The 20,040-nt window shown below is 71.2% G+C and carries 22 protein-coding genes; 6 read left to right on the forward strand and 16 right to left on the reverse strand.

Features of this window, described 5'->3' with window-relative positions; all coding sequences use genetic code 11:
• Positions 1 to 111: 111 nt before the first annotated feature.
• A complete protein-coding gene (locus tag ACFFIA_RS16440) occupies positions 112 to 540 on the reverse strand; it encodes a hypothetical protein (RefSeq protein ID WP_377251801.1) in 429 nt (142 codons plus the stop codon).
• Between ACFFIA_RS16440 and ACFFIA_RS16445 the strand changes: the two genes are divergently transcribed.
• Entirely contained in the window at positions 539 to 1,465 is a 927-nt protein-coding gene (locus ACFFIA_RS16445) for a diacylglycerol/lipid kinase family protein (protein WP_377251803.1), read from the forward strand. The two genes, ACFFIA_RS16440 and ACFFIA_RS16445, sit on opposite strands and share 2 nt — an antisense overlap.
• 411 nt (positions 1,466 to 1,876) lie before the next feature.
• A complete protein-coding gene (locus tag ACFFIA_RS16450) occupies positions 1,877 to 2,131 on the forward strand; it encodes a WhiB family transcriptional regulator (RefSeq protein ID WP_173041450.1) in 255 nt (84 codons plus the stop codon).
• Positions 2,132 to 2,670: 539 nt separating this feature from the next.
• Here the strand turns inward: ACFFIA_RS16450 and ACFFIA_RS16455 are convergent.
• The 4 genes from ACFFIA_RS16455 to ACFFIA_RS16470 all read right to left on the reverse strand — a co-directional run bounded on the left by ACFFIA_RS16455 (position 2,671) and on the right by ACFFIA_RS16470 (position 6,083).
• A complete protein-coding gene (locus ACFFIA_RS16455; RefSeq protein ID WP_377251805.1) occupies positions 2,671 to 3,432 on the reverse strand; it encodes a sirohydrochlorin chelatase in 762 nt (253 codons plus the stop codon).
• Positions 3,414 to 4,163, reverse strand: coding sequence for a phosphoadenylyl-sulfate reductase (locus ACFFIA_RS16460; protein WP_377251887.1), 750 nt, complete (start codon positions 4,161 to 4,163; stop codon positions 3,414 to 3,416). The genes ACFFIA_RS16455 and ACFFIA_RS16460 overlap by 19 nt, the downstream gene beginning before the upstream one ends.
• A gap of 73 nt (positions 4,164 to 4,236) precedes the next feature.
• Entirely contained in the window at positions 4,237 to 4,395 is a 159-nt protein-coding gene (locus tag ACFFIA_RS16465) for a hypothetical protein (protein WP_377251807.1), read from the reverse strand.
• Positions 4,392 to 6,083, reverse strand: a complete 1,692-nt coding sequence (locus ACFFIA_RS16470; RefSeq protein WP_377251809.1) for a nitrite/sulfite reductase — start codon at positions 6,081 to 6,083, stop codon at positions 4,392 to 4,394. The genes ACFFIA_RS16465 and ACFFIA_RS16470 overlap by 4 nt, the downstream gene beginning before the upstream one ends.
• A 402-nt stretch (positions 6,084 to 6,485) precedes the next feature.
• Between ACFFIA_RS16470 and ACFFIA_RS16475 the strand changes: the two genes are divergently transcribed.
• Positions 6,486 to 7,322, forward strand: coding sequence for an SCO4651 family lipoprotein (locus ACFFIA_RS16475; RefSeq protein ID WP_377251811.1), 837 nt, complete (start codon positions 6,486 to 6,488; stop codon positions 7,320 to 7,322).
• Between the two features lie 7 nt (positions 7,323 to 7,329).
• On the opposite strand, the gene ACFFIA_RS16480 is transcribed toward ACFFIA_RS16475, so the two are convergent.
• From ACFFIA_RS16480 to ACFFIA_RS16490, 3 genes are all read right to left on the reverse strand, one after another.
• Positions 7,330 to 8,835, reverse strand: coding sequence for a histidine kinase N-terminal domain-containing protein (locus ACFFIA_RS16480; protein WP_377251813.1), 1,506 nt, complete (start codon positions 8,833 to 8,835; stop codon positions 7,330 to 7,332).
• Between the two features lie 64 nt (positions 8,836 to 8,899).
• A complete protein-coding gene (locus tag ACFFIA_RS16485; RefSeq protein ID WP_377251815.1) occupies positions 8,900 to 9,904 on the reverse strand; it encodes an SIS domain-containing protein in 1,005 nt (334 codons plus the stop codon).
• Between the two features lie 268 nt (positions 9,905 to 10,172).
• The gene (locus ACFFIA_RS16490; protein WP_377251817.1) at positions 10,173 to 11,783 is read right to left on the reverse strand and encodes an MDR family MFS transporter; all 1,611 of its coding nucleotides are present in this window, start codon (positions 11,781 to 11,783) and stop codon (positions 10,173 to 10,175) included.
• Between the two features lie 86 nt (positions 11,784 to 11,869).
• Here ACFFIA_RS16490 and ACFFIA_RS16495 point away from each other — a divergent pair, with 86 nt between their 5' ends.
• Entirely contained in the window at positions 11,870 to 12,451 is a 582-nt protein-coding gene (locus ACFFIA_RS16495) for a TetR/AcrR family transcriptional regulator (protein ID WP_377251819.1), read from the forward strand.
• 489 nt (positions 12,452 to 12,940) lie between these two features.
• Here the strand turns inward: ACFFIA_RS16495 and ACFFIA_RS16500 are convergent, their stop codons facing one another.
• Positions 12,941 to 13,459, reverse strand: coding sequence for a GNAT family N-acetyltransferase (locus ACFFIA_RS16500; protein ID WP_377251821.1), 519 nt, complete (start codon positions 13,457 to 13,459; stop codon positions 12,941 to 12,943).
• A complete protein-coding gene (locus tag ACFFIA_RS16505; RefSeq protein ID WP_377251823.1) occupies positions 13,456 to 13,671 on the reverse strand; it encodes a biotin/lipoyl-binding carrier protein in 216 nt (71 codons plus the stop codon). The genes ACFFIA_RS16500 and ACFFIA_RS16505 overlap by 4 nt, the downstream gene beginning before the upstream one ends.
• A 160-nt stretch (positions 13,672 to 13,831) precedes the next feature.
• Between ACFFIA_RS16505 and ACFFIA_RS16510 the strand changes: the two genes are divergently transcribed.
• The gene (locus ACFFIA_RS16510; protein WP_369752275.1) at positions 13,832 to 13,906 is read left to right on the forward strand and encodes a 50S ribosomal protein bL37; all 75 of its coding nucleotides are present in this window, start codon (positions 13,832 to 13,834) and stop codon (positions 13,904 to 13,906) included.
• Positions 13,907 to 13,913: 7 nt separating this feature from the next.
• Here the strand turns inward: ACFFIA_RS16510 and ACFFIA_RS16515 are convergent, their stop codons facing one another.
• The 6 genes from ACFFIA_RS16515 to ACFFIA_RS16540 form a co-directional block, all read right to left on the reverse strand.
• A complete protein-coding gene (locus ACFFIA_RS16515) occupies positions 13,914 to 15,320 on the reverse strand; it encodes a hypothetical protein (RefSeq protein WP_377251825.1) in 1,407 nt (468 codons plus the stop codon).
• 25 nt (positions 15,321 to 15,345) lie between these two features.
• Positions 15,346 to 15,630, reverse strand: coding sequence for a mycothiol system anti-sigma-R factor (gene rsrA / locus ACFFIA_RS16520; RefSeq protein WP_377251827.1), 285 nt, complete (start codon positions 15,628 to 15,630; stop codon positions 15,346 to 15,348).
• Between the two features lie 6 nt (positions 15,631 to 15,636).
• Complete coding sequence (locus tag ACFFIA_RS16525) at positions 15,637 to 16,425, reverse strand: sigma-70 family RNA polymerase sigma factor (protein ID WP_377251829.1); 789 nt, start codon at positions 16,423 to 16,425, stop codon at positions 15,637 to 15,639.
• Positions 16,426 to 16,512: 87 nt separating this feature from the next.
• Complete coding sequence (locus ACFFIA_RS16530) at positions 16,513 to 17,127, reverse strand: alpha/beta hydrolase family protein (protein ID WP_377251831.1); 615 nt, start codon at positions 17,125 to 17,127, stop codon at positions 16,513 to 16,515.
• 28 nt (positions 17,128 to 17,155) lie between these two features.
• Entirely contained in the window at positions 17,156 to 17,554 is a 399-nt protein-coding gene (locus ACFFIA_RS16535) for a WhiB family transcriptional regulator (protein ID WP_377251833.1), read from the reverse strand.
• 273 nt (positions 17,555 to 17,827) lie between these two features.
• Positions 17,828 to 18,541: an SOS response-associated peptidase gene (locus tag ACFFIA_RS16540; RefSeq protein WP_377251835.1), complete on the reverse strand. Its 714-nt coding sequence runs from the start codon at positions 18,539 to 18,541 to the stop codon at positions 17,828 to 17,830.
• A 131-nt stretch (positions 18,542 to 18,672) separates the two neighbouring features.
• Between ACFFIA_RS16540 and aroA the strand changes: the two genes are divergently transcribed.
• A complete protein-coding gene (aroA, locus tag ACFFIA_RS16545; protein WP_377251889.1) occupies positions 18,673 to 19,962 on the forward strand; it encodes a 3-phosphoshikimate 1-carboxyvinyltransferase in 1,290 nt (429 codons plus the stop codon).
• The last annotated feature ends 78 nt before the right edge of the window (positions 19,963 to 20,040 follow it).

Raw genomic sequence — 20,040 nt, forward strand, 5'->3', positions numbered from 1 at the left:
GCTGCGCTACGCCGGGCGCTGCCGCCTGCCCACTCACTCACCGATTTTCGAGTCAGCTCCGCCACCGACCGGAAACGCCGAGACAGCACGGCCGCCAATGGCCGCCCCCGGTCAGCTCAGGCCCAGCGCCTTGGTGCTTGCCGGGGCGACCAGCAGCCCGCCCACCGTGACCGCGATCGCGATGATCGGGATGCCGGCCCACGCCAGCCCGCCCTGGATCATGAAGTAGCCGATCGGCAGCAACATCAACTGGAGCACGATGGCCGGTCCGCGGGCGCCTGCCCGGCGGCGGGAGAGTGCCCGCGCCAGTACGAAGAGCAGGGCGGCGCCGGCGATCGCGAACCCGGTCACCATGAGTGCCACCACCATGTCGTTGGCGGTGCCGGTCAGGTCTTCGTACACCAGATAGGCGGCGACGAGCGCGACCGCGGCCGCCTCTCCGATCAACAGCCACACGGCCCAGCGCAGCGTGCTGGGCAGCGCCGGGGAGTCCTGGATCACGCGCACACGATACTCGCCAGCGGGTACAGTCCCGCCCATGCGGGCGTTACTGGTCGTTAACCCCAAGGCGACCACCACCAGCGAGCGCGCGCAGGACGTACTCGTGCGGGCCCTCCGCAGCGAGTTCGACCTGACGGTGGAGCGCACGCGCCGCCGCGGTCACGCCGCCGCCCTCGCCCGGGAGGCGGCCGCGACAGGGGTCGACGTGCTCTTCACGCTGGGCGGCGACGGCACGATCAACGAGACGGTCAACGGCCTGATGGCGGGCGCCCCGGCCGCCGAGACACGCCCCGCGCTGGCCGTGGTCCCCGGCGGTTCGACGAACGTCTTCGCCCGCGCGCTCGGGCTCCCCAAGGGCTGGGCCGAGGGCGCGAGCGTGATCCTGGAGGCGCTGCGCGCCGGCCGTTCCCGCACCATCAGCCTCGGGCGCGCCGACGACCGATACTTCACCTTCTGCGCGGGACTGGGGCTCGACGCCTCGGTGGTGCGGCGGGTCGAGCAGGCGCGGCTGCGCGGGCGCACCTCCACTCCGGCGCTCTACATGCGAGCGGTCGTCGGCCAGTTCTTCACCGCAATGGACCGGCGGCACCCCACGATCAGGCTGGAGCGGCCGGGCGAGCAGACCGCGAGCGAGCTATCGACGGTCATCATCCAGAACACCGCGCCCTGGACCTTCATCGGCGACCGGGCGATCAACCCCAACCCGGGCGCCTCCTTCGAATTGGGTCTTGACGTACTCGCCCTTCGTCGACTCCGCGTACATAGCACAACACGCACAGTAACCCAACTGCTGTCCCGCAATCGCGAGTCGCACGGCTCACAGGTCGTTCGGCTGCACGACGTTTCGGAGTTTTCCCTGCTCACGGAGCATCCACAGGCGTTCCAGCTGGATGGCGACTACCTCGGCGAGCGGGAAAAGGTTCGTTTCACGAGCGTGCCGGGCGCACTGCGCGTAATCTGCTGAGGGGTGCCGTCTGCCCAGCGCAGGCTCACTCACCCGACCGAGTACGCCGGAAATGTCGGCAATGCGGCGGGGACTGTACTACATTGACTAGTGACTGTCGCATGCCGGGTGCTGACGCAAGGTCAAAACCCGGACAAAGGGGTTGTGGGCTTGCTCACGCGCTCGGATTTTTTCCGAGCGTCCCCCTTGACATCGCGGGAGTTCGTGAAAGTATTCACAAGCGAAACGAGTTACCGGGAAGTTGCGCGGACATGCCCGCCGTGTGGCACGAACACGCAGCTCGACCGGTCCCAAAGCCTGCTAACGCGCTGCTGATCGGATGAATGCGCAAAGTCGCGATCGGCACCGCGGACGCATATAGAGTTCCACCGCATTTACTGCCATCGATCCAGAACGAGGAGTGTTGCCGCCATGGACTGGCGCCACCATGCTGTCTGCCGCGACGAGGACCCCGAGCTGTTCTTCCCGATTGGGACGTCCGGCCCGGCGCTCCTGCAAGTCGAGCAGGCCAAGGCCGTCTGCCGGCGCTGCTCCGTGACCGACGAGTGCCTCCAGTGGGCCCTCGACTCCGGTCAGGACGCCGGCGTCTGGGGCGGGATGAGCGAAGAAGAGCGGCGCGCTGTCAAGCGTCGCGGCGGCCTGCGGGTCCGCGCTCACTCCGCCTGACAAAACCGCACCACACTCACAGCATCAACGCCCCGGGCTCCAGGCCAACCGGGGCGTTTTGCTTGCCCGCACAATGCTCGACTCGCTTTCCCCGGTGCTCCGCGGGGCCGTGGTGCACTCGGCCGAGCCCCAAACCACGCAACGCCGTGGCAGCCCCGCCCCGCACCGGCACGACCAGCGATGCCACGCGTGGCCCGGCCCAGGACCGCTGTGCCCGGGATGCCCCCCGGTCACCCCGGACAGCCCGCGACCTGGGCCGGCCCACGCCGCACGCAGGATGCCCCCGACACCATCCCGCGGCTGCGAGAACGACGCTCCGAGGCGTGGTCGGGGCGTCCCTCTTGTGGATGAGGAGCCCATCCGCGGCGCCCTGATACCGCGTCAGCCATTACTGCCGCCGGCAGAAGCCAGCCCTTCGTAGGACGCGGCCCTGACAAACCGGCGGGCCTCAACCGATCGGCGCAAGCCCAAGCCAGAGTCGAGCCGTGGCGAAGAAGCGCACACCGAGGGGCCGAACCCATCCCCGGAAGGCAAGCGCGTCAGGCCGCGACCGCCGCCAGCGACGACGACACCTCGTCCGCCCGGGCCAGCACGAGCCGCGCCAGCTCGGCCGCGCCCTCCAAGGGCTGGGCTGCCGCCATCGCGCCCGCTTCGAGAGCCGACCCGATCACCGCGTCGTAGAGCAGCCCGGGCGCGAGGAAGTACGCCGCCACCCCGATCCGCTCCGCCCCGGACGCCCGGAGCTGGGCCACCGCCTCGGCGCCGGTCGGTGCGGCGGCCGAGGCGTACGCGACCCGGGCCGGCACGCCCAGCGACTCGCCGAGCGCGTCGGCGGCCCGCACCACGGTCTGCCGCGCGGTCGCGTCGCGTGTGCCCGCGGCCGCCAGCACCACGCCGTCGAAGCCGGAGCCGGCCGCCGCCAGCCGCCGCCGCAGGCCCGCGAGCAGCGCCTCGTCGACCGGCGCACCGGTCACCGGGCCGAGCACGGGCGCGACCGCCACCGGCAGCCGCAGGCCGGCCGCGCGGGCGGTGCGCACCACTTCGGGTACGTCCACCCGCCCGTGATAGGCCGCCGTGAGCAGCAGCGGCACCAGCGTCACCCGCTCGTGGCCGGCCGCCTCCAGCGCGCTCAGCACCTGCCCGGGGCGGGGCAGCGTGTGGTCGAGGTAGGCGGCGCGCACGTCGAGGCCAGGGCGCGCCGCGGCCACCGCGCGTACGAGCGCCCTGGTCGCCCGGGCCGCCCGCGGATCGCGGCTGCCGTGGGCAACCAGGAGCAGCGGGGTCATGTGTGCAGGCCGCACTCGGTCTTCTCGAACATCGCCCACCGGCCGGCCCGCGGGTCTTCGCCGGCCTTGGTACGCCGCGTGCACGGCCAGCAGCCGATCGAGGTGTACCCCTTCTTGAAAAGCTCGTTGACCGGCACGTTCCACCGGGAGATGTACGCGTCGACGTCGGCCTGGCTCCACGCCGCGATCGGGTTGACCTTGACCTTGCCGCGCCTGGGGTCGAAGGCGACCACCGGCGTGTTGGCGCGGGTCGGCGACTCGTCGCGGCGCAGGCCGGCGGCCCACGCGTCGTAGTCGGCGAGCGCCCGCTCCAGCGGCTCCACCTTGCGCAGGAAGCAGCAGTCGTCGGGACTCTTGTTGAACAGGCGCGGGCCGTACTCCCCGTCCTGCTGTCCCACCGTCAGCCGGGGCCGGATCGACCGCACGTTGACCGGCATCGTGGCGGCGACGGTGTCGCGCACCTTGAGCGTCTCGGGGAAGTGCAGGCCGGTGTCGAGGAAGACCACGTCGACGCCGGGCGCCACGCGGGACACGAGGTGCGCCAGCACCGCGTCGGCCATCGAGCTGGTCACGCAGAACCGCTCGCCGAACGTCTCCGCCGCCCACCGGGCGATCTCTTCGGCCGGTGCCCCCTCCAGCTCGCGGCCCGCCTCCTCGGCGAGCCGGCGCAGCTCCTCGGGCTCGCGCCCGCCAGCCTTGGTGGTACCTCCGAGGGTCACCAGCCCCAGCGCGGTGCCGTTCACGATGCCTCCCCGTACGATCGCTGACGCGGCGCCGGCGGCGCCGTCTTCCCTCCGCTGGCGGAGTCGACCGGCGCGCTCACCGGGACACCGCCTTGCGCACCAGTCCGACGAACTTGACAGTGAACGCCCGCGCGCAGCCGCGGCACTCCCAGGTGCCGTGCCCCTCCTCGGACGGGCGCAGGTCTTCCTCCCCGCAGTAGGGGCAGTACAGAGGTGCGGCGCGCGACTCGCTCATCGGAGTGCCTCCTCCTCGACCCGCATGACCCAACTGGCGAACGCCTCGCCTTCGGTGCGGCTGTCCAGGTAGCGGCGGGCCAGGCGTTCGACGTACTCCGGAAGCTCGTCCGCGGTGGTCTTGAGACCGCGCAGCTTGCGCCCGAAACCGGCCTTCTGGCCCTCGGCCATGCCGAGGCCGCCGCCGAGGTGGACCTGGAAGCCCTCCACCTGCGTCCCGTCCGGACCCATCACGATCTGGCCCTTGAGCCCGATGTCGGCGGTCTGCGTGCGGGCGCAGGCGTTGGGGCAGCCGTTGATGTGGATGCTGATGTCGGCGTCCATCTCGCCGAGGCGCTCTTCGAGGCGGGCGACGAGCTCCTCGCCGCGCCGCTTGGTCTCGACGATCGCCAGCTTGCAGAACTCGATGCCGGTGCAGGCCATCGTGCCCCGCCGCCAGGTCGACGGATTGGCCTCCAGACCGATCCCGCGCAGCGCGGCCACCAGCGAGTCGACGCGCTCTTGCGCCACGTCGAGCACCAGCAGTTTCTGGTACGGCGTGAGCCGCACCCGCCCGCTGCCGTGCCCCTCGACGAGGTCGGCGAGCTGCGCGAGCTGCGTGCCGGACGTGCGCCCCACCACGGGGGCGGCACCGACATAGAAGCGGCCGTCGGCCTGCTGGTGCACGCCGATGTGGTCGATCGGCTTCTCCGGCAGCCGCGGCGCGGGACCGTCGAGCAGCGTACGACCGAGGTACTCCTTCTCCAGCACCTCGCGGAACCGCTCCACGCCCCAGTCGGCCACCAGGAACTTGAGCCGCGCGCGGTGGCGCAGCCGGCGGTAGCCGTAGTCGCGGAAGATGCTCACCACGCCGGCCCACACCTCGGGCACCTCGTCGAGCGGGACCCACACGCCGAGGCGCTGGGCCAGCATGGGGTTGGTCGAGAGGCCGCCGCCGACCCAGAGGTCGAAGCCCGGACCGTACTCCGGGTGGTCGACGCCGAGGAACGAGATGTCGTTGACCTCGTACGGCATGTCGGCCAGCCACGAGATCGACGACTTGAACTTGCGCGGCAGGTTGGAGAACTGCGGGTCGCCCACGAAACGCTTCACGATCGCGTCGATCGCGGGCGTGGCGTCGAGCTTCTCGTCGGCCGAGATGCCGGCCACCGGGCTGCCCAGCACCACGCGCGGGCAGTCGCCGCACGCCTCGGTGGTCTCCAGCCCCACCGCCTCCAGCCGGCGCCAGATCTCCGGCATGTCTTCGACCCGGATCCAGTGGAGCTGGATGTTTTGCCGGTCGGTGATGTCGGCCGTGTCGCGCGCGAACTCCTGCGAGATGCCGGCGATCGTGCGCAGCTGGTCGAGGTCGAGCGCGCCGCCGTCGACGCGGACCCGCAACATGAAGTATTCGTCGTCGAGCTCGTGCGGCTCGAGGACGGCTGTGCGACCGCCGTCGATCCCGGGCTTGCGCTGGGTGTAGAGCCCCCACCAGCGGAACCGCCCGCGCAGGTCCTGCGGGTCGATCGAGTCGAAACCGCGGTGCGCGTAGATGTTTTCGATCCGGGCGCGGACGTTGAGCGGGTTGTCGTCCTTCTTGGTGCGCTCGTTGGGGTTGAGCGGCTCGCGGTGCCCCAGCGCCCACTGCCCTTCGCCACGCGCCTTGCGCGGGCGTGCGGCCGGCCGGCCTTCCGAGCTTGTGACCGCCATCCTCGGCGTCCTCCGTGTGTCTTCGTCAGGATGGACGCGCGAGGCTACGGCAAGATCAAAGAGGGCCGGCGCTCTCTACGCGCCCGGAAACAGAACTGATCGGGCGACGTCAGTGGGCCCGACACATGGCGCTGCGCACGCGGCCGTAGTCAACGTGGCGCCGGGAGGTCAATCCCAGCGACACGGCACGGCGCTCAGCAACGGTCACGCTGGTTAGCCTCTCACAGCCACCACGGCCCGCCAACCAGCGGCCCAGATGCCGGGAGTGTGGTTTGTAACACCTAGGCAACAAGCGGTAGTCGCTGGCGATCCCCGTCCAGTGGCCGCCCCGAGCAAAGTCATTGCGGACGGGCGGTAGCATGCGCGGCGCCTTACCGGATTCAAGCAATGACGGGGAGAACCGTGTCACTTTGGAAAAAATCCGCCATTTTGGCGGCCGCCTCGGCTTCGCTGGTCGCTCTGGCCGCATGCGGCGGCTCGGATCCCGCCGCACCGGCCGGGCCCAAGGAGGAAAGCATCCTCACGCGGCTGGTCAGCGACGCCAAGGGTTCGTTGCAGAAGGCCGTGGACAGCGCCACGAAGGCCAACACCGTGACCATGAAGATGGACGGCAAGGCCGGCAGCGAGACGTTCCAGGGTGAAGGTGTCCTGGTGTTCGGCGACGACCCCAAGGCGGAGATCTCTGTCAAGAGCTCCTCCGCCCCGGACGCGGCCACCAAGATGCGGATCATCGGCACGGTCATCTACATCGAGGTCCCAGAGGCCGAGCGCGCGGAGATGGAGGGCAAGCGCTGGATGAAGATGGACCTGGCCGCCGCGGGTGGGCAGGCGGGGTCGGCGTTCGCCGATCAGATGGATGACATCGACCCGGTGCGCCAGGTCAAGACGCTGCTCGCCGCCGAGTCGGTCACCGTGGTCGGCGAGGAGACCGTAAACGGCGTGCAGACCGTCCACTACACCGTCACCAACCCGCTCTCCACCTACCTCGGCCAGCTCGACGCCGAACTGCGCAAGAGCGCCGAGGAGGAGCTGACCAAGCAGGGCGTCAAGGAAGTCAAGACCGACCTCTGGGTGGACGAGCAGTACCAGCCGCGCCGAGTGCACGTCGTCACGGGTACCGCCAGCGAGGTCACCGTCGACTACACCGACTACGGCAAGCCGGCCACCATCGATGCGCCGCCGGCCGCCGAGGTCTTCGACTTCGCGAAGGCGCTCGAGGGCCTCACCACCGGAGGCTGACGCCGGGTCAGCGCTTGGTCAGAGGGAGCACGAGGACCGCCTCGGTGCCTCCCTCTGGCCTGGGCCGCAGCTCGATCGTGCCACTCAGCTCGCCGGTCACCAGCGCGCGCACGATCTGGAGCCCCAGCCGCCCGGCCTGCTCGGCGTCGAACTCCTGCGGCAGCCCCCGACCGTTGTCGGCGACCGTCACGTGCAGCTCCTTGCGCTGGCGGTGGGAGGAGACCACCACCTCGCCGACCGCGCCCACGCCGTCGATCTCCGGGAAGCCGTGCTCGACCGCGTTGATCAGCAGCTCGTTGAGCACCATCACCAGCGAGGTGGCCATCTCGGCGGGCAGCACTCCGAACGTGCCCTTGCGCCGCATCGCCACCTTGGACGCCGTCGTACCCACCTCGGCGGCGGCCGCGGCGACCCGGTCGACGATCCCGTCGAACTCCACCGCCTCGTCGCTCGACATCGAGAGCGTCTCGTGTACGAGCGCGATCGAGGCGACCCGTCGCACCGACTCCTCCAGCGCCGCCTTGGCCGACGGCGTCTCCACGCGCCGGGCCTGGAGGCGGAGCAGCGCGGCGACGGTCTGGAGGTTGTTCTTCACCCGGTGGTGGATCTCGCGGATGGTGGCGTCTTTGGTGACCAGCGCCCGGTCGCGGCGGCGCACCTCGGTCACGTCACGCGCGAGCACCAGCGCGCCGATCGGCACGCCCGCCGGCATCAGCGGCAGCGCCCGGGTCAGCACCGTGGCACCACGCGCCTCGATCTCCTTGCGCGACGGCGCCTCGCCACCGAGCGCGGCCAGGATGCGGGCCGAGGCGTCGGTGCCCTCCAGCGGGTCGTCGGCCAGCCGGGCGGCGAGCGCGGCGAGATCCTCGCCCACCAGGTGGGAGGCGAAGCCCAACCGGCGGAACGCGGACTGCGCGTTGGGGCTCGCGTACGTCACCTTGCCGCTCGCGTCCAGCCGGATCAGCCCGTCGCCCACGCGCGGGGCGGAGGTGGTCTCGATGCGGTGGCTGATCGGCGGAAAGGTGCCGTCGGCCATCATCTGCGCCAGGTCGTCGGCCGTGGTGAGGTAGTTGAGTTCGAGCTGGCTCGGCGTACGCGCGGTGGAGAGGTTGGTGTCCCGCCCCACGACCGCGATCACCCCGCCGGGCTCACCGTCGGCGTCGCGCAGCCGCACCGGGATCGCCTCGTGGCGGGCGGGCGTGTCCCCGTACCAGACCGGGTCGCCCTCACGCCAGATCCGCCCCTGCCGGTAGGCGATCGTCAGGTGCGCCACCTCGGGCCCGCCGACCGTGCGGCCGACCTGGTCGTCCTGGTAGGCCGTGGGCGCGGTCGTCGGCCGCACCTGGGCCACGCACAGAAAAGACTCGTGCCCGTCGACCGGGACCCACAGCAGCAGGTCGGCGAAGGAGAGGTCGGAGAGCAACTGCCAGTCGCCGGCGAGCCGGTGCAGGTGGTCGATGTCGCCCGAGCCCAGCGAGGTGTGCTCTTCGACCAGATCGCGCAGCGTGGACACAGCGCCACTCTAGGGCCTATCCGCCGGGTCTTGTAGCTCCGCGGCGATGGCCCGCGCGGGGCGGTCACAGCGTCGAGGTGACCTTCTTGAGGCCCCGTGGCGCGTCGGGATCCTCGCCCCGGGCCAGCGCGAGCGCGAGCGCCAGCCGCTGGAGGGGCAGGATGTCGAGCAGCGGCGCGAGCCGCTCGTCCACGTCGGGCACCGCCAGCTCGCCGCGCGCCCCCACCGTGAGCACGTCCGCCTTGCGCTCGCGCAGCCGCGCCAGCACGTCGCCCATCGCCGCGCCGCCCGGCCCCGACCCCACCACCGCCAGCACCGGCACGTCCGGGTCGGTCATCGCCAGCGGCCCGTGCAGCAGATCGGCACCGGAGAAGGCGAGCGCCGGCAGGTACGACGTCTCCATGAGCTTGAGGGCGGCCTCGCGGGCGGTCGCGTACGCGTACCCCCGGCCGGTCGTGACCAGGCGCGCGGCGAACCGGTAGCGGCCCGCGACGGTCTCCGGCGCGAGGTCGGCCAGCACCGCCGACGCGAGATCGGGAAGCGCCGCGAGCTCCGCCGGTGGCCGGCCGCCGCCCGCGCGCACGCTCTCGACGAGCAGGAGCAGGGCCAGAAGCTCAGCCGTGTACGTCTTTGTTGCCGCCACCGCCCGCTCGTGCCCCGCCGCCACGTCCACCGAAAGCTCGGCGGCAGCCGCGAGGGGCGAATCGGGGTTGTTGGTGATCGCGAGCGTCAGCGCCCCCGACTCGCGCGCGACCCGCACCACTTCGGTCAGGTCGGGCGACCCGCCGCTCTGACTGACACCGATGACCAGCGCCTGCGACAGATCCGGCCGCGCGCCGTAGACGGTGACCGCGCTGGGCGAGGCGAGCCCGGCGGGGAGACCGAGGCGGATCTCGGCGAGGTACGCCCCGTAGAGCGCCGCGTGGTCGGAGGTCCCCCGCGCGGTGAGCACCACGTGCCGCGGTCGCCGCTCCGCGATGGCGGCCGCCGCCCGCGCGATGGGGTCGGCGTGCTCCGGCTCGAGCAGGCGCGCGTAGACCTCCGGCTGCTCCGCGATGTCCGCGGCCATGCCCGCTCCCGGCGTCCCCACGATGTCCTCCCGCATACCGTGCGCGAACCTGCTCGATCGGTGCTCATTCTTGCACGCAATCCCGCTCAACCACAACGCATCGCGCACGAGCGCGCGTACCGTCACGCCCCGGTTTCCCCTTCCGGCCGGCTCGACTCCGCTCCCCTCAAGAGGCGGCGGCGCAGGCGCCGATCCGGCTGAGCCCTCGTTACGCGTGTACGGCGAAGGGCGCCCAACGGAGGGCGCCCTTCGACGGAGGTGGCAGGCGTTACGGCACCGCGGGCGCGTCGGCCAGCGCGCGTTCGGCCTGCTCCTCGGGCGTGGCCTTGGGGCTGACCTCGTTGGAGCCGCGCAGCGGGATCTCCTTCACGAACCAGGCCAGCACCGGCACCAGTACCGCGAACGCGACCGCCCACCAGAAGACCCCCGCGATCGAGTCGGCCAGGCTCGCCAGCAGGCCGTCGCGGGCGGCGGCGGGCAGGCCGGCCAGCACCGCCGGGTCGAAGGTGCCGGCACCGCCACCGCCGCTGAACTGGTCGGCCGCCTGCGCGCCCAGCTTGTCGGTGAGCTCGTGCTGGAAGCGAGTGGCGAAGACCGCGCCGAAGAGCGAGATGCCGAACGAGCCACCGATCGACCGGAAGAACGTCGCCGCGCCGCTCGCCGCGCCCAGGTCGCGCTGCTCGACGCTGTTCTGCGCGATCAGCATCGAGGTCTGCATCAGGAAGCCCATGCCGACGCCGAGCACCACCAGGTACGCCCCGAGTTCGAAGCGGCTGGTGTGCGCGTCGAGCAGGGTCAGCAGCACCATGCCGACGGTCATGATGGCGCCGCCGATGATCGGGTAGACACGGTAGCGCCCGGTGCGGGTGATCGCCCGGCCGCTCAGGATCGACACGATCAGCATGCCGAACATGAGCGGCAGCAGGAGCAGGCCGCTGCCGGTGGCGGAGGCGCCCTGCACGTACTGCTGGAAGATCGGCAGGAAGTTCATCGCGCCGAACATGGCGAAGCCGAGCAGGAAGCCGACCGCCGAGATGAGCGCGAAGTTGCGGTTCTTGAACAGGCCAAGCGGCAGGATCGGCTCGGCCGCACGCCGCTCGACCAGCGCGAAGATGGCCAGCGACACCACGGCGAGCGCGATCAGGCCGAAGATCTGCGGGGAGGTCCAGGCGTACTCGTTGCCGCCCCACGTGGTGATCAGCACCAGCGCGGTGATGCCCACGGAGAGCAGACCGGCGCCCAGCCAGTCGATCTTGTGCTCGGTGCGGTACTTCGGCAGGTGCATCTGCGTGATCAGTACGAGCAGCGCGATGCCACCCAGCGGCAGGTTGATGTAGAACGCCCACCGCCACGACAGGTGGTCCGCGATGAAGCCGCCGAGCAGCGGGCCGGCCACCATCGCGACCGCCATGACGCCGGCCATCATGCCCTGGTAGCGACCCCGCTCGCGGGGCGGCACCAGGTCACCGATGATCGCCATCACGCCGACGATCAGACCGCCCGCGCCGAGCCCCTGCACCGCCCGGAAGCCGATGAGCTGGAACATGCCGTCCGCCGGACCGCCCAGCATGCTGGAGCCCGCCATGCCGGAGAGGGCCGAGCCGACCAGGAACACCACGATCGAGGTGAGGAAGACCGACTTGCGCCCGTACAGGTCGCCAAGCTTTCCCCAGAGGGGCGTGGAGACGGTGGTGCCCAGCACGTACGCGGTGACGACCCACGTGAAGTGGTCGAGCCCGTCGAACTCGCGCACGATGATCGGCAGCGATGTACTGACGATCATGTTGTCGAGCATCGCGAGCATCATCGCGATCATCAGACCGACCAGCACGACTCGGATCTTGGGCTGGGCGGCCGCGGGCTGATCTGTGACGGTCATGTCACGCCTCCCCCTGGTAGCGTCCTTACTTGCCGTACGGTAAGCTCACCACTAACCGGTCGTCAAGTAAGTTGCTGGGTAAGGTGATGAAGGTGAGCGAGAGCACAGGCGACACACGGTCGCGCATTCAGGCCGTGGCGCTGGAGCTCTTCACCGAGGAGGGCTACGAGAAGACCTCGCTGCGGGAGATCGCCGAGCGCCTCGGCGTGACCAAGGCGGCGCTCTACTACCACTTCAAGAGCAAAGACGAGATCGCCAACAGCTTCGTCGAGGATCGCATCGGGATCATGGACGGGCTGATCGAGTGGGCCGAGTCCGAGCCGCCGACCGCCGAGACCCGCCGCACTCTCGTGGCGCGCTACGCCGACGAGCTCTTCGGCACCGACCGGCACTCCGTCATGCGCTTCTTCGAGCAGAACCAGACAGCGATCAAGAGCCTCTCGTCCGGTGTGGAGATGCGCAAGCGCATGATCCGCCTCGCCAACCTGCTCGCCCGCCCGGAGACCTCACACGAGGCACAGGTGCGCGCCGCCCTCTCGCTCTTCTCGGTGCACAGCACCTGGTTCGCGATCCGCGACCCCGACATCACCAACGAGCAGCGCCGCGCGATCGGCCTCAAAATCGCCTACGAACTGCTCGACAAGATCGACGACGCCAGCGCCGAATGAGGGGATTCGCGATCTAGCCGAGTTTGTTGCGCCGATGGCGCCGTAGGTCGTCTAGGAGAGATTTCGGCGTCGAGGTGGTCTCGTGGCTGGGCCGCGTTCGGACCTGGTGTGGCGTGTTGGGGAAGCTGTCGAGCTGGGCGCACCGGTGCGCCCAACACCGGGACGGGCGCCGGATGCGCGGCTCGCGCCGTGCATGTCGGGTCCGCTGGGCCAGCCACGCCGGACCCGTCGGGTGCGCGGGCTATGTCGGGGACATAGCCCTTTCAAACCGGCCGCGAGGGGCTATGACCCCGACAAAGCCCCGTTCGAAGCGACGAGGCCCGGGGCGGCGCGGCAACACAGGCAGGCGCGAGCGTGCTGAGCGCAACCCCGACCGTGCAAGCTTTCTAGATCGCGATTCCCACGCGAGGTTGTGACACGGAAGTCGCTGGGACCCGGCAGGCCATGTCGGGCGTGGACGGGCCCAGACGCGCTGGAGCCCGAAGGGCTTTAGAGCTCCAGCCGCAGGCCCAGCAGATCCACGCCCGGCATCGGCGACCAGTCGAGCTGCGGCTGGCGCACGAAGCCCAGCCGCGCGTAGAGGCGCTGGGCCGGCGCCGCGAAGTCGCGCGTGCAGATGACCACCGCGGTGCACTCCAGCTCGACCGCGCGGCGTACGCAGGCTCGGGCGAGCGCCTCGCCGACGCCCCGCCCCTGCGCGACCGGATCGACCGCGAGCATCCGAAACTCCGCCTCGCCCGGCCCGGACAGCTCCGCGTACGTCGAGCCGGGCAGCACGAACGTCACCGCGCCCAGCACCGCGTCGCCCTCGTCGACCGCCACGTAGATCTCGCCGTCGACGGCCCGCGAGGCCACGTCGGCCAGCGTCGCGGCGTAGGACACCTCGTCCTTGAGCTGGCCGTCCGCCTCGTAGGCCGCGACGCTCACCCGTGCGATCGCGTCGTGGTCGTCGGGGCGGGCGGCGCGGACCCGAACGCCCGCCCCCGGCCCGATGACTCGCTCGCTCATTCGATCACCGCGATGAGGTCGCCCTCCTGGACGACGTCGCCCTCGTTGACCGCGAGCTGCCGTACCGTACCGCCGCCCTCCGCCAGCACCGGGATCTCCATCTTCATGGACTCCAGGATGACCAGGGTGTCTCCCTCGGCGACCGTGTCACCGGCCGACGCGACGACCTTCCAGACGTTCGCCACCATCTCGGCGCGGATCTCCTCGGCCATCGGTGGGCCTCCCTCGTGAGCGGAGTGAGTGTAGGTGCGTCGGTATCAAATCATGCCCGGTTAGGATCCGTGATGTACGTCGACTCCGCCGCCGCGGCAATGCCCCGCTGGCGGTGCACAGGCGGCATCCGCTAGCTCCGCACACGTCTGGGAGGCCCGCATGGCTAAGAAGGCTCGCAAGAAGAAGGCCCGTAAGAAGAGCTCGGCCAACCACGGCAAGCGCCCAAACTCCTAGGCGCTGGTCAGGGCGCTCCGGAGGTCGTCTGCTCGACCGCTTCCGGGGCGCCTTCGGCATTTGCGGGGGCCTTGAGCCGGGCGGCCAGCAGCGCGTCGAGCGCGGCCACCACGGCGATCAGCACGGCCACGCGCAGGCCGATCGCCTCCTGGATGCCGAAGCGCCAGTACTCCCCCGCGCCGAACCAGATCCCGGCCAGCAGGCTCACGCCCGAGGCGACCGCCACGACCGCCCCGGCCAGCGCCAGATCCGGCCGTCGCCGCGCGGCGACGGCCAGACCCGCGACCATGACCACCATCGCGGCCGCGAGTGCCTTCAGGGCCCAGCTCCGGGGCGGGAAGACCAGCTTCTCCACCGTCATCGGCACCACGCGCTCGGTCTTGGCGTAGTCGGAGCCCGCCACCGAGAGCCGCACCACCTCGCGCAGTTGCCGGCCGAAGACACCGGGCTCCGCGAGTGCGTACCGCTGCCACACGTCGGGCGCGTTGCGCTCGCCCCACGCCTTGAACTCGGGGCACTGCTCGTACGCCGCCGCGAACTTCGCCGTCTCCCACGCCGGGCCGGCGGCGATCTCCTCCATGCCGGGGCACGAGGGCATGCCGAACTCGCGCTGGAAGATCGCCTTCACCTCGGGGTCGGGCAGCACGTGCAGCCGCAGCCGGAAGAGCATCAGCCCCTCCTCGTGCCGCACCTCGGGCGTGGCGCTCCAGCCGGTGTACGTGCGATCGACGACCGGCGTGATCGCCGTACACCAGATGGTCGCGAGCACCAGCGCGCCGGCCGCGACGATGGCCTGCCGGCGGCGGGCCGGGCGGCGCCACGCGACGATCGCCAGGGCGAGGATCAGGAAGACCACGAAGACCCGCACATCGGTCCGGACGAAGGTCCACCAGACCGCCGTCGCGGTCGCCCCCGCCAGGAGCCAGACCGATCGGGTACGGGCCCAGAGCAGCATCAGCGCCAGCGTGAGCACGCCGAGCGAGATGGAGAGCGACTCGGAGAGGATCGCGAAGTCCCAGTTGGCCACCTGCGGCAGCAGCGCGACCGCCAGCACGGCCGCGACCGCCACGCAGCGGGCCACGAGCGTGCGCAGGCAAGTCCAGAGCGCCCAGGCGAGCAGCGCCCAGGCGATGGTGCCCACCGCCCACTGCGCCACCGCCCGCGCCTGGTCATTCGGGAAGATCGCGTAGAAGAGCGGCACGCCCCACAGGCGCGGGGCGTTGCCGGTCAGCGAAACCAGCGGCCCGCGGTCGAAGGCCGGGTCGTCGCGGTACGCGTACGAGAACGTGTCGTACGAGGTGAAGACCTCGCCTCGGACGCAGATGAAGATCCGGACGGCCACGAAGACCGCCAGCAGGCCGGCGAACACCGCCTCGGGCAGTCGCACCAGACGGCGCAACTGGTCTTTGGGCAAGGGGGAACTCCAGGAAACGCGGCGGCTAGTCGGGCAAATACTCCCGGGAGTCGGCCTCGAACACAAGCTCACTGAGCCGGACGCGCAGGCGGTCACGCAGCTCGGTGGGCGCCCGCTCGTCACCGCAGCAGCGCGCGACCAGGGCCTTCACCTCCTGCTCGATGCCGTACTCCCGGAGGCACGGCGAGCACTCGTCGAGGTGGGTGCGGATCAGGTTGCGCCGCTCGTCGGTGCACTCCAGATCGAGGTAGAGGTAGACCTCCGCGAGCACATCACGACAGTCGGTTTCGTGTGGTTCACCGCAACTCACGGTCTGTCACACCTCCTGGCCAGCTGCTGCGGTGTCGGGCGACGGGCTCCGATTGAAGCCCCGCTCGGCAGCGTAGCGCTCCAGCAACTTGCGCAGGTTACGCCGGCCACGGTGCAGCCGCGACATCACGGTGCCGATCGGCGTGCCCATGATGTCGGCGATCTCCTTGTAGGAGAAACCCTCGACGTCGGCGAGGTAGACCGCGAGCCGGAACTCCTCCGGCAGCTGCTGGAGAGCGTCCTTGACGTCGCTGTCCGGCAGCCGCTCGAGCGCCTCGGTCTCCGCCGACTTCAGACCGCTCGACGTGTGGGACTCCGCCTCGGCGAGCTGCCAGTCGGTGATCTCCTCGGTCGGGGCCTGGATCGGCTGGCGCTGCCGCCGCCGGTACGAGTTGATGTACGTATTGGTGAGAATGCGGTACAGCCATGCCTTGAGGTTGGTGCCCTCCTCAAACTGATGGAAGGCCGCGAACGCCTTGAGGAAGGTCTCCTGGACCAGGTCCTCGGCGTCCGCTGGATTGCGCGTCATGCGCAGGCCGGCGGCGTACAGCTGGTCGACGAACGGCAGGGCGTCGCGCTCGAAGCGCGCCCTGCGCTCATCGGTCCTCTCCGGTCGGGTCAACCGAACGTCCCCCCTCGACTGTCCCGCCGAGGATACGCGGAACGCCTGGTCGGCGCCCGAGGAAGGCCCACCTGCCGCTGGGTTCGCCGCGAGCCACTCCGGCCCGTCCAGCAGCTGCCTCACCCGCGCGACCTCGGCGTTTTCCCGCTCAGAGGGTCGCGTACTGGTTTGCACCGGATCTGCCCCTTCCGCAGCTTGTGCTTCCGGGGTCTAGAACACGTACCCGGAGGGGCGCATTCCCCGCGGCGCAGGTCAGAGGCGTCAGCGGGCGAGATTCCGCTCGCGCAGCCAGTCGACGACGAGGCGGGCGGTGCCGGCGGGATCACGCCGGAGATCGTGCCCCTCACCTGGCCGTACCACGATCAGGGTGTGCCGGTCGCCGGCTGGGACGCCGAACGGGTCACGGTCGCCGTTGAGCACGAGCGTCGATACGCCGGAGGCCAGCTCTGCCTGCCGGGAGCGCTCCGGCTTGCCCGGCGGATGGAGTGGGAAGGCGAGGCACACGACCGCCGCCGCACCGAGGTCGGCCGCGGTGCGGCAGGCGACCCGGGCGCCGCTCGACCGGCCACCGACCACGAGCGGCGTGCGGCGGGACGTGGTGAGCAGTTCGCGTACGACCGAGGTCCACGCCTCGTCGAGCTGCGGCGCCGGCGCGGGCGCGCGGCGGCCGGCCACGCGGTAGGGCTGCGTGACCCGGGCGACGGTGACGCCGGCGGCGGACGCGGCGTCGCGGAGCGCGACGAGATCGGGCGCGTCGACGCCACCTCCGGCACCGTGGCCGAGCACGAGCAGGCTCTTGGCTCGGCCGGACGCCGGGGTCAGGTCGACCAGGGCCGACCCGCGGGGCGTGACGATCTCGCGGCTGCTCTCAGGCACCAGCCCATCGTGACGCACACCGGAACGGTCAGCGTGTATTTACCGGCACCAAGGTCAGGAGCTGGTCGCGGACCGGCGGGCCCGCCCCCTCCATCGCCTCGCCGTCGCGCTGCACCTGGCCCCGCCACGCGACGAGCATCGCCCGGCGCTCGCGCGGGGTGGTGGCGCCCCAGACGCCGTGACAGTCGCCCACCTCGAGCGCCCAGGCGAGGCATGCCCCCTGGACGTCGCACGTGCGGCAGAGGGCCACCGCGGCGTCGGCCGGCTCGCTGGGAGCCGGGAAGAACGTCTCGGGGTCCACACTCTGGCACACGCCTCGCGTGCGCCACGCATCATCCAGCTGCCGCTCGCTCAGCGCCCGAAGCAGTCTCGGGTCGCGCCGTGCGGCGGCAACCTCGTGCGGGCGTGGCATCCGCGCCCGTGTCATCCACCCACCTCCCCCGTGGGACCGGCGAAGTAATGGTCATTGCCGTCCGCCCAGTGCGAATCGACACCTCTGCCGGCGCTGTGTTCTATCGCATTTGCGCCTTGCAATTCAAGGGGTTGCATAGATCCTGACCGAAAGGCCAATCATCTATTCACCACGAATACCGGCAAACGACACGCAGTGTGATGGGAGCGCTCCCGTGCGCTATCGCTCGGTGTGATTGCTAGTCACGGTGTGTCAGAAGAACCAGAAACGAAACAGAAACACTAACGATCAAAATAACGTCAACTCGACCGGCTCTTCCGGGGGTCCGGCGAGTGTGCCGCCGGGGACCCGCTCGACCAGATGCGGGCCGTCGTTGCGGACATCGCCAACCGCCGGACCGACCGGACGGATCTCCAGCCCGGCCAGAAACTCGTCGCTCGGCGCGGTCAGCAGCTCCTCGGGCTCGCCGCCGCCGGCCAGCCAGTCGGCCCATCGCTGCCAGGGAAGCAGCAGCGGCATCCGGTCGTGTACGAGCGCCAGGTCGCCGATCGCCGCGGTGGTCACCACGCTGAACGTCAGCCCCTCCGCCCACGGCGACCACAGCCCCGCCATCGCGAGCACACCGCCGCCCGCGGGCGTCATGAAGTACGGCTGTTTGCGCCCGTCGGGGCCGCGCAGCCACTCGTACCAGCCGTCGGCCGGCACCAGGCACCGGCGCTTGACGAACGGCGACGCGTACGCGCTCGTGGTGGCCACCGTCTCGGCTCGCGCGTTGATCATCCGGGCCGCGCCCTTGGCGTCCTTGGCCCAGGTCGGGACGAGGCCCCACCGCGCGGCGGCGAGCACGCGCTCCCCACGTGACCTGGACATCCGCACGATCGGCACCGGATCGGTGGGCGCGACGTTGTAGTCGGGCACGAGGCTCCCGCCGGTGTCGTCGTACGCCTCGAAGAGCGCGCTGAGATCCGCCGCGCTGCGGGTGGTCGCGTACCGGCCGCACATGCTGCCCACGCTACGCGTCTCGGGCGGTGGCGGACGCCCGCCGGTGCCGCGCCCGTCTCGACACTCGGGAGAAGTCGGATCGGCGATCACGCATCGTCGGCGGCGGACGGCAGACTGTACGAGTGGCCACCATGACCTCGACCCGCGCCCCCGTCCCGTGGACCCCGCCGACCGCCAAGGAGCCGGTCGCCACCACTGTGCGGCTGCCCGGCTCCAAGTCCATGACCGCGCGGGCGCTCGTGCTCAGCGCGATCGCCGACGGACCCTCGACGCTCCGCCGCCCGCTGCGCGCCCGCGACACCGAGCTGATGGCGGCTGGGCTCCGCGCCATGGGGTCCCAGGTGTCCACGCTCGACGACGACCGCTGGGTAATCCGCCCCAATCCGCTGGCCGGGCCGGCGCACATCGACGTCGGGCTCGCCGGCACGGTCATGCGCTTCGTGCCGCCGGTGGCCGGGCTGGCGACCGGCACGGTCACGTTCGACGGCGACCCCCGCGCCCGGCAGCGGCCCCTCGGCCCGCTGGTGGGCGCGCTGCGCTCGATCGGCATCCGGATCGACTCCTCCGAGGCCGCCGGGCTCCCGCTGGCCGTGCACGGCACCGGGCGGGTCGCCGGTGGCGAGGTGGAGATCGACGCCTCCGCGTCCAGCCAGTTCGTCTCCGGGCTGCTGCTGACCGGCGCGGCGTTCGAGCGGGGCATCGTGGTGCGCCACTCCGGCCCGCCCGTGCCCTCCGCCCCGCACCTGCGGATGACCGCGATGATGCTGCGCGCCGCCGGCGGCGCGGTCGACGACACCACGCCCGACGTGTGGGCGGTGCAGCCCGGCCGGCTCTCCGGGCGCGCCTGGGTCATCGAGCCCGACCTCTCCGGCGCCGCGCCGTTCTTCGCCGCCGCGCTGGTCACCGGTGGTGAGGTGACGCTCCTCGGCTGGCCGCGCACCAGCTCCCAGCCGGTCGACCGGCTCCGCACCCTGTTCAACGAGATGGGCGGCGAGGTCTCCCTCGGCACCGAGGGGCTGACCGTGCGCGGCACCGGCGCGGTGCACGGGCTCGACGCCGACCTCGCCGACGTCAGCGAGCTGACCCCGGTGCTCGCCGCGCTGGCCGCGCTCGCCGACTCGCCGTCCCGCCTGCGCGGCGTCGCGCACATCCGCGGCCACGAGACCGACCGCGTCGCCGCGCTCGCCCGCGAGCTCAAGGCGCTCGGCGCCGACGTGACCGAGAGCCACGACGGGCTCGAGATCCGCCCGCGCCCGCTGCGCGGCGCGCCCTTCCAGACGTACGACGACCACCGGCTCGCCCACGCCGCGGCGGTCATCGGCCTCGCCGTCCCCGGCATCCAGGTCGACGACGTGGCATGCACGTCGAAGACCCTGCCCGAGTTCCCGGCGCTATGGTCAGCAATGGTGGCCGGGCACTAGCGAGCTTCGGGGAGGGGTCCTGACGGGAAAGCGGCGGGAGTACGACGAGGACGACGTACGGGTCCGCCCGTCCCGTTC

This window comes from Phytohabitans kaempferiae, from assembly GCF_042433955.1.
Lineage (GTDB): Bacteria > Actinomycetota > Actinomycetes > Mycobacteriales > Micromonosporaceae > Phytohabitans > Phytohabitans kaempferiae.